The 14905-nt window shown below is 45.3% G+C and carries 6 protein-coding genes; all 6 read right to left on the bottom strand.

Translation table 11 applies throughout. The features are described from left to right. Positions 1–122 precede the first annotated feature (122 nt). Positions 123–623, bottom strand: a complete 501-nt coding sequence (locus ACFSKL_RS07655; protein WP_376885010.1) for a hypothetical protein — start codon at positions 621–623, stop codon at positions 123–125. A 288-nt stretch (positions 624–911) separates the two neighbouring features. Beyond that, on the bottom strand, positions 912–2354 hold the full coding sequence (locus ACFSKL_RS07650; RefSeq protein ID WP_376885008.1) for a hypothetical protein: 1443 nt from the start codon (positions 2352–2354) through the stop codon (positions 912–914). Between the two features lie 100 nt (positions 2355–2454). Next, positions 2455–2988, bottom strand: coding sequence for a hypothetical protein (locus ACFSKL_RS07645; protein WP_376885006.1), 534 nt, complete (start codon positions 2986–2988; stop codon positions 2455–2457). Positions 2989–3186: 198 nt separating this feature from the next. Beyond that, positions 3187–3693 carry a hypothetical protein gene (locus tag ACFSKL_RS07640; protein ID WP_376885004.1) on the bottom strand — a complete coding sequence of 169 codons (507 nt, stop codon included), beginning with the start codon at positions 3691–3693 and terminating at the stop codon, positions 3187–3189. A gap of 71 nt (positions 3694–3764) precedes the next feature. After that, on the bottom strand, positions 3765–11429 hold the full coding sequence (locus ACFSKL_RS07635; RefSeq protein WP_376885002.1) for a GEVED domain-containing protein: 7665 nt from the start codon (positions 11427–11429) through the stop codon (positions 3765–3767). Positions 11430–11689: 260 nt separating this feature from the next. Further along, the coding region (locus ACFSKL_RS07630; protein ID WP_465252693.1) for a collagen-like domain-containing protein at positions 11690–14905 on the bottom strand (3216 nt) is incomplete at its 5' end.

Genomic DNA, 14905 nt, shown 5'->3' with positions numbered 1-14905 from the left:
AAACAATTTTTAATTCCCTCTTCAGGACAATTCACTTTAAACGCATAATTTATCTATAGGAAGCTACATTTTCGTATGCAAGAATGACTGATGCATACGTTTCTTTCTTATTCTGGATTTCCCTACTTCCAATAACTCCAAACCAAGCCATCATAGACAGCCAAAGCCTTGGCATCAGTATCATAGCATATCATTCCCGGGTATGGACTGGGTACATTCAAATGGGGGGAAGCCACTTTGGGCAACACCAATGCCTTATCCGTCGCTTCCAACACCAACACACCATCAACAGCTGTACTCGTGTCTCCTATCACTGTCTGCGTGCCTGCAGCTGCACCAGAATAAGGCAACACGGCACTGTTGTTTCCCTCATCAGAAAGGTTAATCCAGACACCATTTGAATACATTTTTACCATTTGGGCATTTTTGTCATACAAAAATGTCCCGTTCGCCGGTGTGGCAGGCAAGATTTCTACAGCAGGTAGAATAATCCCCTTGGTGGTGCCAGAAGCAAAGTCCAATACACCACTGCCATCTACGTTTAATTTTTCGATGGCAGTTTGACCATAACCCACAGTACAACTGAAGCAGATCCCAAGTAGTAATAAAACAGGTATTTTCATAAGATTATAATTTGTCTTTTAAAGGCCATATAGAATCTCGCATGCATAATCCCCCAGTGTTTGACTTTTTAGTCATGCTCGATTTCATGTGTTTATAATTGTTTTTTTAGTGATCACCCCGACTAGTCGGGGCAGGTTTTGACTATAATTTTACATCCACCTATTGACTCACGCCATTCATACTTTTTATATTCGGACGAAATTCCCCAGGTTAAATCTATTAAACCAGTCATAAAACCAGCTTGGTTTACCGCCACGTTTTTATCTTTAAATGAAAAGAGTTAAATATTATTGGGCCAGCTTTGTAATGGAAAGCCCAGCGTAGTCCACAATGTTATCCGTAATGGCATTACAACTGAAACGAACCCTTACCTGATCTCCTACATTCAGAAATCCTGTCCAATACAACGTATTTCCATTGTCCACAATGGTACCTGCCAGGTTGGAATAGGTATGTTTTATCATTGTACTCCAACTTACTCCTCCATTTGTACTTCTTTCATAGTAGGCCATGGTATGCCATGTGGGGGTTGCAGTCCCAGTGCTTGTATGTGTGTTAGAACTTTGCATGACTATAATGTAAACCCCTCCCATACCAGTCGGAACAGTAAAAACATTATTGGTCCAGGAATCATAAATATCAAGACTTTCCACAGTAAATTGCCCAATGGCAGCATTTGGGATAACTTGTCCTGCCACATTCTGTGTTCCCGGTGCGTTGGCAACTACAAGTACTTTTGATGTTCCAGCATCTGAAGGTACTCCTTGTACATATCCTACGACACCATTATTATCCGCTACCAATGTTCGGGTAGCTTCAAAAGTCTGGTCTTGAGAGGGTGATGCACTACCGCCGGGCGTAGTGTTTGTAGCATTGGTTGCTCCATTCAATGGTAAACCTTGTATCCTTACATTTCCTCCATTGATATGAAGTTGTTCTGTAGGAATACCGATACCTATTGCTACTCTTCCGTTTACCTTTAGCCTTTCCGTTCCTGAAAAAGTTTGCTGCCCAGCATAGCCTACACTCAGTGTATTAATAATGTTAAATCTGCCATCTCCTGCTATCTGGGCTCTTTGAGAGCCTGGCGCTCCACCAGAACTTGTTGTAAAATTAATAGGTGCGGCATTGGTCGTATTATTGGTTCCAATATTGAGACTGGTAGAATTACCGCCAGCAAGCATTTGCGCAGCAGAATTATTATCAGTATAAAGAAACAGTGAATTTGCTCCGCCATGGGAGAAGGTTATTGAAGCCCTGTTGCCGCTTCCGGCATCTTGCCTCATTCCAGTACCTGCGGTATTAAAAAACGTAGTTTGCTGTACGTTTGAAAATCTGAGAAAGTTTTCATCTTGTGTTACGGTCCTGTTTGCAGTAAGCGTACCGTTGGCGTTGTAGATATTAAGATATTCCCCTTCCGTACTTACCCATTTAGTTCCGTTGAAATAATAGTAACCGGACGCAGTCACATCTATCGTTTGCCCTGCCGGAGCGGTATCTGCTGCTATTACATATACCAAAGCCCCCTCTTGGTCTGTGGTATAGGTCTTGGCTCTCAGTTGGTCACCGGCAATTCTAGGTGCGATGATACCGTCCAACGAAGTGATATCTGCGGGTTTTCCTTCTACATCCAAAGTGGTTTTGGGAGTTACCGTATTTATTCCTGTCTGAGAGTAGGCAATGGCCGAACTGAGTAATGCGGCTAATAATAATACCTGTTTTTTCATCATAATCTTATTTAAATAATTTGCCGTGCCGTTATATGACTGCATTTAGGGAGTCCATAGTATCCTATTAAGTGGACAAAAATATTTCCCCACATCCAACCCATCACTGATCCCCCCCGTATGAAATAAGGGCAGGATCAGTGAACTGAACTGTTAATTTGTTTTGGGATATGTTATCTTCTTCATCCATAATTTTAACCAGATTAAAACATAATCTGTCATTTTCCTTCAATTGTACCTGAAAGCTATATACTCCGGTTGACGGAAAAGTGTGAGAATTTGTCTGAAATGCTTCCTTACCGTTGACGACAACTTCATAATTCACTCTTTTTTGTATAATATCGTCCTTGTCTATATCGGTTGACACACTGATTTTATATACGCCCGTTTTGTGCACGATAACCTCATTATCCCTGAGTGATACCTCAGTCCCGCCGGTTCCGGAAAACCTCATTTGGTTTCTGACACCATCCTCAAGGCTGTTATACCCTTTTCCTTCCATTACACGAACAGGATTATTATCTTTTACGTGACCGCAACTTTCACTGTGTTGGTGCGGTTTGTTTTGCTGTCCAAATCGGAGTGATTCGCCCTGTTGCCCAAAAGCAATAATGGACAACATTGTCATTAATGACATACAACAAAATTTTACCAATAACTTAAATCGTATTTTCATATCATTATTATTTATTTTTAATGATCGGATAAATCCCTGCTGACAAGGCAAGGAATTATTCATTGATTACCTTAGTTGGTGTCTATTTATTACTTAGTTTAAACTTTATATATCAGTAGGTTCGTTCGAACTAGTGTTCAAATACCTCAAATCACCTTTTTACTTCCAGTAGTTCCACACTAATCCGTCAAAGATAGCCAGCGCATTACTGACTGTATCGAAACACATCATACCTGGATAAGGGCTTTTTACAGTGGTATGAGGATTGGCTATGTGCGGCAGTATCATTGCTTTGTCGGGAGACTCCAAAACCAGAGCCCCATCCGCTGCGGACTCGGTATCTCCCATAACGGTTTTCTTTCCTGTCTCAAGTGAATTATTTGTTATGATACCAGCGTCGTGTCCTTCGCCTGACAAATCCACCCAGACACCCCCTTCATACATTTTCAACTTCTTGTCTGATCTATCAAACAAAAATGTCCCGTTTACTGGTGTTAGAGGAACAACATCTACTGCCGGAAGGATAATCCCGCGGAAATTGTCCGCTTGATCATAAAAGTCCAACAATGTACTGTTGCCATCAACAGTTAATTTGCTAACAGCGACTTGGCCCATGGCATAAGATGCCATGGTGAAGAGAACTATACTAAAGATAATTTTTTTCATAAGTTCATTTTTACTGTTTATATGACAGATTACGGTTATGTGATATAACCTCCGTCCTCTTCTACATTCAACTAATCTACACTAATACACGTTTGCTCAATACAGTTCCATTCACCATCTCTAAACAATTTGACACAGTCTGCATCAATATCATAGATCAACATTCCTGATTTAGGGTCAGTAATCACTGCATCGTTTTGTACCCTAGTAATCACAAACCCTTTGGTCGCAGATTCAATAGCCAACCAACCGTTAGGTACAGTAGCTGGCCAGTTGCTTGTGAGTTCTGTATGAGTAGTTACTCCCACCACAGTATAACCGTCCGGAGTTCCTCCCGCTCCTGGCATAGTACAAACAGAACAGTCTGGTTCCCAATCTAAATAATAATCCTCAACCTCTCCATCTGGTGCGGCCAGGAAGCTGCGTTCATCTTCGGGAGTATCTGCGTCATCTTCCAGTAGTGCCGTGGTCAATCTCAATCGAACGAACCCCCTTACTACTTCCCCTTCTTGGCAATCTATAAGTATATCATCTGCCCAGGTAAGTGTAATTGTCTGTGGCGTTTCTGAAGATGGTACCTCTTCAACAACAGCTTCATATGGATCAAACCTACCATTGTCATTCCAATCAATAAAACCGTAGAGATATGCAGTTTCCCCAGTGTTATTGGTCAGAGGAATCTCCAAAGTATAGGGAACTCCCGGTACTTTTATAGGCAAACTTCCAGCTGTGAGAGCATCTTCATCATCTCCTTGCTCATCATCATCATCTCCCATGGCATCATTCCCACTTCCGGTTATGGTGAACTGTGCCCAGTCTTCACTATCTGCTGCTATGCTACCTAACTTCAATGGATTGTCATTTTGGCTAAATTTGATCTCATGGCTAGCACCATCCCCTAAGTTATAGCGATCGTCCAGATCTCCATAATCAAAAGCTGTGTTTCCACAAACTGGTCCTGTTGATGGGGGACCGGAGAAATTGAATTCCGCAGGGCTATTCGTACAACCACCACAACCATCACTTCCCTCAACAGTATGCCCTACATAGCCATAGCGGTCGTTCCTGTCTTTAATCAATATAGAAATATGACCTCCGACTTCTAAATAAATCATTTTCCCTTCCATCATTTGTGCTCCATTCCCGATGGTAACAGCAGTTGGCAAATAACGGGTTGTTGGACCCACGGTCCCCGATTTAACCCCATCGTTGTTTCCCGTTGTGTATGCCCTGTGTTCCTCTGTGATCAGACCAAAAATTGGAGCCCACGAATCATGGTTATTCGCAGAAATCCAGATTACTTTTTTAATGGGTTTGGTAACATCCGGTTGGTTACCCGGAGCATCCGGCTCCTCATTCATTTGGGTAATAGTAAGCCAGTTTTGGGTATTGGAAGTATTGCCAAGCCCCAGCTGACCATCTTCATTTGCTCCCAAAACAAATACTTTCCCTTCTCCATCCCGTAGATAATATGCTGTATTATTTCTGTGGTTGATGCTTTGCTGCTTTATCGGCAATGTTATACCTGTTGGTGTAACCATTTGGGTTGCATAACTCTTATTAGATGCTTGTAAACCATCCCCTAAAAACACATCAGAACCCCAGGTATAAAAACTGTTGCCATCCGTAGCAATTGCTGCTGCACCTGAAGTACGAACATCTTTCATTCCGGTAAGTGGTGTTGTAACATTCAACATCACCTGATGCCAACCAGCTGCTACAATACTTCCGTCTCCCTGGACATCACTCCCGATTACATTTGAATATACCCATATCTCCCCTGTTTTGGTCAATAACATTAGAGAACCTATTGAAACACCACGCCCCGCATCTATCATTTGTACATCGGCAGGACTCACCCCCAATGGCAGTGGTAACTGGCTCATAGCATTGGAGACGCCTGGAATCACGATTCCTGAAGTTCCCCAAACATATAATCCGGTAGTAGTCAAAAGGCAATACTGATGAGTAAAATCAAGACCGTATATACTTGCACCTGTTGCCATTAATGGATTCCCTTGGAAATTATAGCCATTGAATCCTGATTCAAGTTTAGCCGGTGTCATCTGATGGGTACCACTTCCATGTGTATTAGCTCCAAATACCAGCCAATCTCCATTTGCTGTTTTAGCAATAGTTGCATGAAAAAGTGCCTGTATAGGATCCATAAGTCCTAAACGGTCATCTTCAGCATCACATGGCTGGGGTTCACCTTGTGTTGCTCCCAAATCTACAGGAATTGAATAATCCTCTACTTCACCATTAATAGGATAAGTTGCATTTACACCTGTACTGAGCCCGTCACCAATAGATCTTTCATCCACATCTGCTGTAGATGGATTGTCAGCAAGTGCTGCACTTGTCAGACGAATTCTCATATAGGTGTTGGCAGCCGTACCGGTGTACGATGTAGTATACCAATAGAGCTGAGCTGTCTGACTTCCGGAATTTGCGGATAGCAAAACAGAGGTATATTCATCAGAAGTAAATCTTCCGTTACCGTCCATATCTATCCAGGCATGAAGTGTAGCAGCGGTCGTGAGGTTATTGGTCACATTTACAAGTACGCTATATTCAGATCCTGATATCAGCGTAGGTAAAGGGAATACCACTCCATCTTCATCCAGTCCGTCCCCATTGGCTCCGTTATTATCGGCGCCCGGAGCCACACTCTGCGGACCAGGCTCGGTATCCACCGTATTCCCTATAAGTAGTGCTTCATTTGGCAAATGGCGGGCCGGTAAGATTACTCCTGAATTATTATATTCATAAGATTCCGGCACATCGCCATAATCAAGGTCAGTGGATACCGGAATCTTATGGTCTTCCACCTCACCGTTAAATATCACCGGTGATGCGGCATATTCTCCTGTATTGAGTCCATCTGCCAATGCCCTTTCATCCACCAAAGCACCCGGGGCACCTGTTATGAAATCGGTTAATGTTCCTTGTGATATACGCAGGCGTATATTCAGTTCGGTCAAAGCCGAGTCGAAAACCGACTGTGGGTTGCTCCATGTAAGGGTTACCAAGCCTCCGTCTGTGTTATTAGGCACACTAACTGTTGCCACTTCAGTTGCCTGAAAACGGCCGTCGTTGTTAAAGTCAATCCAACCATAAAGTGTTCTCGCTGCTCCTGTGAAATTTGTAACTTTTACACGTGCCGTATATCCGGCTCCGCCTCCTGCATAAATAGGAGAAATATCCAAGTCCAGCCCGTCCTCGTCATCAATTCCGTCCTGGTCATCGCCCAGTGCATCTGCCGAGGTCAGTTTGGCCGCTTCGGCATCGGCAGGGTTGTCTCCTATATACAATCCGCTGCTGATGGCCTGCCTTGCCGGAGCCACTATATCATTTCGGTTGGTATCATAGCTGTCCGGTAAGTCTCCATAATCATATATAGTTACTACAGGCAGCCTGTAATCTTCAATTTCCCCAATCTGTGCCACTCCATAAGGTGTCGCGGCAGCTGTTCCTGCAAGACCGTCACCTATAGCCCGTTCGTCCACTACAGCACCAAACGAAGCTGCTGTTGTCCAATCGCTCAATGTTCCGGCTGAAATGCGCAAACGCATATAGACGTTCTCAACCCCTACGGGGATAGTGTTGGTATTGACAGCTGTCCACGACAGGGTAACAGTCTGCTGTTCTGCATTGCTCGGCACTGTAACTGTTGCTACTTCTGATGCCTGAAAACGCCCATCATTATTAAAGTCTATCCAGCCATATAAGGTCTTATTTGAACCTGTATTATTCATGACGCTCACACGTGAATAATAGATCGTTCCTCTGTGAACCGGCATTAGGGCAATCGCATCTTCTTCTGCTCCGTCTCCATTAGTTCCGTTGTTATCAGCACCGTCAGCCACGGAGTTTGGTGCGGATTCTGCTTCTACCAATTCACCTAGCCTTAACAAAGGAGATGGTGCCTGTCTTGCAGGCAGGTAGTGTTCCGGATCGGTGCCAAACTTATTCATATCATAAGTAATGGGAGCATCTCCGTAATCATATAAATCACTTACCAGAAATTGATAATCTTCTATTTCTCCTACAGCATTGCTTCCGCCATAGCTTCGAGTATCAATCAACGTAGTATTTCCACTGTTGGTATTGGTCAATGCAGCTCCTGACAATCTGAGCCTCACATACGTTTTCCCTTCTGCAAGCACTGCCGGGGACACCTCGGTATTGTTCCACGTGAGTGTAAAATAGCCTGTAGTACCGGCTGTAACACTACCGGAAGCAAGGGCTGCTTCATTTCCATTAAAGAATCCGTCACCATTGAAGTCAATCCAGCCATACAGTTGCTTGGTACCTGTAACGGTAGTATTTATCGGAACAACTATCGAGAAAGGAGCACCACTGGTAATTGTTTGAGGGACAGAAATTCCGTCTTCATCCTCGCCGTCACCATTCAGTCCGTTGTTGTCTACACCCGGAGCCACACTGTTCGGAGCCAATTCATAATCTACTGTTTCCCCTATCATAAGTTCAGGAACAATTGTATTTGTGTGATAAGCCGGATTTCCGTTTTCATAGCTGGAAGGTACATCGCCATAATCACGGATCACGGTCAATTGATAATCCTCTACTTCTCCACGGGATACCGATCCGTATTCTCCGGTAATCAACCCATCTGCTATGGAGCGTTCATCTACCACGGCACCTCCCTGAGCTGCAGTTGTGAAGTCAGCGATGGTTACCCCTGTTTCGGGTTGTATCAGCCTCAATCGCATATAGAGTTTCTGAGTTGCAGCGTCTATCGAATTGATTTGTGCGGCAGTGAAGTTTAATGTTGCAGAAGTTGCTCCGTTGGCAACCGATACAGTCTGAACTTCTCCAGCCTCAAACCTTCCGTTGTTGTTCAAGTCTATCCACCCATATAATGTAGCGGCAGCACCTGTATTATTGGTTACGGAAACCACAAAGGAATTGAGTGCTCCGGATTTGATGAATAACTGGTTAGATGCCAGCCCATCATCAGTGATTCCGTCACCGTTAGTTCCGTTATTATCTGCACCCGGGGCTACAGAAGCCGGTCCTGATTCTAAATCAAAAGAATTCCCGAGATGTAAAGCATTGGTAGGATAGTTCCTTGCCGGCTTGAAATTTGCGGGTGCTGTTCCATCCTTATCCATTTCGTAACTTTCAGGAGCATCACCAAAGTCATAAAGTTCGTCCGCTACTTCAAAACGATAATCCTCTACCTCTCCAAAGCGTGGAAGCGTATATATTCCTGTATTGGCCCCATCAGCAATAGACCGTTCATCAATGTCTGTTGTAGCAGCATTATCCGCTCCGGCTGTCTGTGTCAGTCTGATACGCACATACAAATGCTCCGTTCCTGGAGGAATAAGAGCTGTCTGTGCTCCTCTGAACCAAAAAGTGACTGCTGTTGTTCCCGTGGATACTGTCTGATAGCCGGTTCCGGTTCCGGAAACTGCTGTATAAGCCACCTCATTTGCCTGAAACTTACCGTCATTGTTGAAATCGACCCAGGCAATAACGCTTGAGCCGGCCGCTACGGTCACAGGCACAGAAAAGTTGAAAGGAGCTCCCCTTGTAATCAAAGGCAGGGTAATCAAACCGTCTTCCTCTAAACCATCCCCATTGGTACCATTGTTATCTTCTCCCGGCAGCACGCTAAACGGGGCAGATTCGTGCTCAACCAATTGTCCTATTGTATAGGAAGAATTGGCAATCTGTCTTGCGGGATAGGAATCACTGGCATTATTCAGTTCGTAACTTACCGGTAAATCCCCAAAATCATAAAAATCAACAGGCAATTGGTAATCCTCTACCTCACCAAAAGCGACTATCGGATTATTAGCCGGATTGCCGGTAGCCGTAGCTCCGTTTCCAACACTTCTTTCGTCAATGATAGCTCCTCCTGAAGCAGCTGTGGTAAAATCCAGTAATTGCAAATTAGAGAGCCTCAACCTCGTATAGATATGGGTTGTTCCCAGTGCAATGGATGTGGTCTGGGCAGCAGTCCAAGTAAGGGTAATATATGAATTCCCTGTCAAAGTTGTTGTGGCTGTTGCCACTTCACCCAGCTGGAAACGTCCGTCTCCGTTCAGGTCTAACCAACCATATAAATATTTGGTCCCTGTGAGTGTTGCCGGAATATTTACAGGTACCGAAATACTATAGGCAACCCCTCTGCTCACACTCACGAACTCGGTAATTCCGTCTTCATCTGCTTCTCCTACCGCATTATCTCCGGCAATATTGTTCTCAGCGGGTGCCGTCACAGATGCCGGGGTTGTTTCCACATCCAACAAGTCCCCTATGCTGAAACCTTCCAAGGGTGCGTGTACAGCAGGAAGGTAATTATCATCTTTATCATTTTCAAAGGAAACCGGAAGGTCTCCGTAATCAAACGTGTTGACTACTTCTATCTGGTAGTCCTCCACCTCTCCGTTGGGGATGGTTCCGTGGTCATTGACATTGGTTGTTGAAATTGCCCCGAAGCCGATGCTCCGTTCATCCATATCGGCACCTCCCCCTGCTGCGGTGGTAAAGTCATTCAAAATCCTATCAGAAAGCCGTAACCTCATATACAGTTTCTCGACTCCATCGGGTATTTCCGCAGTTTGAAGTCCTGTCCAGGTAAGCGTCTGTGTGCTTGTTCCTGCCGTACTAAAGGAAGCTGTTACAAACTCTCCAGCTTCAAATTTTCCGTCATTGTTGAAGTCGATCCAGCCATACAGGTACTTTGTTCCTGATGTATTGGTTACCGGAACATCCAAAACAAAAGCAGCACCTTTTCTTATCTGAACGGTAGCAGGATCTATGGCATCTTCTTCTGCTCCGTCTCCATTGGTCCCGTTATTGTCTTCTCCCGGTGCTACACTATGGGGTGCAAGCTCCCGGTTAGGGAGAATGCTCCCCAGTGAAAGACCTGAAATACGCATGTGGGCTGCAGGCATATAAACCCCGTCCTTAGAAAACTCATAAGAATCTGGCACATCCCCATAGTCAAATATGGCAGATGTAACACTGCTCCAGGTGTCTCCTATATTGATTCCGTCCACTTCCAGTGTTGGCCCACTGGCTGCTGCTGCTTGCACAAGAAAAGCATGATTAAGTGATGCTACATCTGCTATGGCCGGTGCTATACTGATAACCGCTGTTGCCGGGGACTCTACCGATAAAGGCGGATTTACATATAATCTGATTATGTCATTGCTGGTTCCCGTAAAAGCCTCATATTTGAGCACCAGTAGAACATTCTCCCCAAAGGGTCTTACCGTAGTTTCATAATCAGCTGCTGCTGCTGTTTTTCCTATCCCAAAGCTATAACCTGAACCATTGGCCTGTATATATATCCGGGCATTATGGGCAGAAGCTGTACTTCCCAAAGCAAAAAAGTAATTTCCAGTTTGTGCTGCCGAAACATTTACGACCATAGAAGCATAAGCTGCCAGACCATCTGCGTTTACGGGTATAGAAATAAAGCTTTTATAGACATTCTGCCCACCAGGACCCAAGGCTATTTTATTTCCCATATTAGCAGCAATCGTATTGGGGTAGGTCAGATTGCCATCTACTACTGTGATAAGCGGAGTGCCTGTAATAGTTACCCAACCGGTATTTGACAGCGTTGTCCCCTGAGCGTAATTAAAACTCTCTGACAAGCGTGTTTGTGCACTTAAATGCTGCGAACATAAAAACAGTACCGATAGAAAAATACCGATCAACAGCCTTACTTGTGATTTATAGCTATTTTTCATTAAGCTTTGTCTTTTTCTGAACTACGCCTAACAACAACACAGCTCTGAAAGCAATTGCTTTCGCCTTCTTTATGGATATGCAAGTCGGTTGTATGTTGTGTTTTTCTATCATTTCCAATCAATTACCTGATTGTTTAAGCACTTCCCTTAGGATGTCCCCTTGTAATTCGGGATGATAGTGGGAAAGTATACACTTTCCCACTCCCCCAATTGTGTGCAATTCGGGAAGGCATCTTCCCATATCCAGCTTCAATCTTTTTTTAAGGTGTTGGCACAAAGTACTCCACGATGATATGGTAATCACCTGCAGGATGTAGGGTTGTCATAGACCCAGCAGTCCCGAGTATCAAGGTTCTATTAGTCTGGTCATATTCTATGATGTTGGTACTGATAGATCCTGTGGTCTTGCTTATAAATCTGACACCTATCACAATAGCTCCGGTAGGAATATCACTTCCTGAGAGATCCACTACATTGGAGTTGGTTGCCAAGGTAATATCTCCAACCACCTCAAAAACAGGCTCTTCGTCGATCCATTCCTTACCTGTGTTTTGGCTGGTAAGTCGGTAATGAACTGCTTGGGGCGCAAGTGCTGAAATATCCGCAGAAAGCATATTGCCATTTTCATCGGTGTAGAGGATGTTTTCTACGGGAGTTGTTCCGCTATCATCTCTACTGTTGGGGTACTTGGTATACATTATCCCCCCATTAGCTTGGATAAACACCTGGCTCTCTTCAGAGGTACGAAACTCCAGGGATGTCAGGCTAGTTGCTCCATCACCCATATAATATGCCCTCAGCCCCGTCTGATGCCAATCACCAAAAGATCCATTGTGAAAAGAAGTGAATGTCAATGCACCTATACTACTGCCAGCAGTCAGATTTTCTGGAACATCCAAGGTGCCCGCAGCCCTACGCATATTGAGGGAAGGCGTGTGTGAATTAGCACCACTAAATGTTCTGATCATGATATCATCCTTGTTGTCATTGACATTGTTGTTTTCGATCAGCAACCCTCTATCCGGATTTTCTGTACCAATACCTACATACCCAAAGTGGTATATGTCTTCGGTATTGGTCGTAGCTCCTGTGTTGGTAGCCGCACTGAACCAAGGCTCTTGCAATAAGGAACCCATTGGAGCAGAAAGCATATTGCCGTTTTCATCGGTGTAGAGGATGTTTTCTACTGCAGTGTCTCCGCTATCGTCACGGGTGTTGGGGTAGTTGTTAAACAATATCTCTCCCTCACCTGTTATACGCATTTTTTCAGTACCAAGAGCTCCGCCTCCCGCACTCGTACTGAATGATATCGGAGCAGAAACATCAGTGACATGTGTTCCCAATGATAACTCTGTGGAACTACCGGTAGCAGTTATTGAAGAAGTGCTAGCATTCCATTGCTGTATCCATAAACTAGAACTTCCGTTATGAAAACCCATAGCTGCATCCATATCAGTGTTGGTAGCTGTCTGATGAATTCTTCCATCGGCATCCCACCAGGTTCTCCGGTCATTTCCGTTGAATCTCAACTGTTTACTGTTCAAACCCAAAGTTCTTATCGTCTCCGTTCCTGTTAAAAGACCATTGGAGTTGTAGATGTTAATGGAATCTGCTTGTGGAGCAAACAAAGCCCCGTCTGTTCCTACGGTAATAGCATTATCCGGATCTATGGAAATCAATGGAACTGTATTGCCATTGCTTATCGACAAATCCCCATTATCCAGGGTTAATGTCTGTTCATCAGTATTAGGCGAGGTATTCGTTATCACATAAGGATCAATGGCTGTTCCATCACCCGTTACATCAATACCCGTTCCCGCTGTAGTCACACCACCTTGTCCATCAGCTCCTGCTGGACCCATTGGCCCTGCTGGCCCTTGTGGTCCTGGATCACCTTGTGGTCCCGGGTCTCCTTGTCCTCCTGTCTCTCCTGTGGGACCAACCAAGCTGTCCAAAAAGTCCTGTTCTGTACCGCCCGGATTGTCAATCAACCAAAGTTCATACGCTGACTGTCCATCTGCGCCGTCTGCTCCATTAGCTCCTGCTGGTCCTTGTGGCCCCGGATCTCCTTGTATTCCTTGTGCTCCTGTAGGTCCTTCTGGCCCTGGAGCACCTTCTTCACCTTGTGGTCCTGCCGGACCAACCAAACTGTCCAAAAACTCTTGCTCGGTTCCTGTATTGCCTTCATTTATCCAAACCTCATAAGCAGAAAGTCCGTCTGCCCCATCGGCTCCGTCCTGACCATCAACTCCATCAATTCCATCTGCCCCTGCCGGGCCAACCAAGCCGTCCAAGAACTCTTGCTCAGTCCCTGTATTGCCTTCATTTATCCAAATCTCGTAGGCAGAAAGTCCATCTGCCCCATCTGCACCCTGAAGGGAGTCGATAAAGTCCTGCTCGGTTCCTGTATTACCTTCGTTTATCCAAATCTCGTAAGCAGAAAGTCCGTCTGCGCCATCTGCTCCGTCGGCACCTGCAGCTCCTTGAAGGCTATCCAGGAACTCTTGCTCGGTTCCTGTATTGCCTTCATTTATCCAAATCTCGTAGGCTGAAAGACCATCGGATCCGTCCTGTCCATCAATTCCATCCACTCCGTCTACCCCTGCTGGACCAACCAAGCCGTCCAAGAACTCTTGCTCAGTTCCTGTATTGCCTTCATTTATCCAAACCTCATAAGCAGAAAGTCCGTCTGCCCCATCCACTCCTTGAAGTGAATCAATAAAATCCTGCTCAGTTCCGGTATTACCCTCGCTCAACCAAATTTCGTAGGCAGAAAGACCATCGGCTCCATCCGCTCCGTCAGCACCTGCAGCTCCCTGAAGTCCATCCAAGAATTCTTGCTCGGTTCCTGTATTGCCTTCGTTTATCCAAATCTCGTAGGCTGAAAGACCGTCAGCTCCGTCGGCTCCATCCTGTCCGTCAATTCCATCCACTCCGTCTACCCCTTCTGGGCCATTGATATTCGTCCAAGTCTCGGTGGTAGGATCATATACCCACACACCGTCTGCGTTGTGGACTATGGTCACTCCTTCACCAGGAGCGCCGGGATCACCAGCATCACCAGGAGTACCAGGAGCACCCGTCTGGCCAGGCATCGACTCCGAAGAGAAACCTGTCTCGCCCTGCTCGCCCTGTGGACCTACCGGACCAACCAAGCTGTCCAAGAAATCCTGTTCTGTACCACCCGGATTGTCAACCAACCAAAGTTCATACGCCGATAGGCCATCCGCTCCATCTGCTCCATCTGCTCCCGCAGGACCATTGATATTCGTCCAAGTCTCAGTGGTAGGATCATATACCCACACACCGTCTGCGTTGTGGACTATGGTCACTCCTTCACCAGGAGCGCCGGGATCACCAGCATCACCAGGGGTACCAGGAGCACCGGTCTGACCAGGCATCGCCTCCGAAGAGAAACCTGTCTCGCCCTGCTCTCCCTGTGGACCAGTCAGGTCTGAAGTAGTAAAGGTCGATCC

This window comes from Belliella marina, from assembly GCF_042682445.1.
GTDB classification, from domain to species: domain Bacteria; phylum Bacteroidota; class Bacteroidia; order Cytophagales; family Cyclobacteriaceae; genus Belliella; species Belliella marina.
Note: the sequence above shows the minus strand (reverse complement) of the source record. Positions and strands in the feature narration are given on the sequence as shown.

Coding starts and splice junctions, on each gene's coding strand:
- ACFSKL_RS07640 (WP_376885004.1), bottom strand. CDS start 3,693: ATGAAAAAAATTATCTTTAGTATAGTTCTCTTCACCATGGCATCTTAT.
- ACFSKL_RS07635 (WP_376885002.1), bottom strand. CDS start 11,429: ATGAAAAATAGCTATAAATCACAAGTAAGGCTGTTGATCGGTATTTTT.
- ACFSKL_RS07655 (WP_376885010.1), bottom strand. CDS start 623: ATGAAAATACCTGTTTTATTACTACTTGGGATCTGCTTCAGTTGTACT.
- ACFSKL_RS07645 (WP_376885006.1), bottom strand. CDS start 2,988: ATGTCATTAATGACAATGTTGTCCATTATTGCTTTTGGGCAACAGGGC.
- ACFSKL_RS07650 (WP_376885008.1), bottom strand. CDS start 2,354: ATGATGAAAAAACAGGTATTATTATTAGCCGCATTACTCAGTTCGGCC.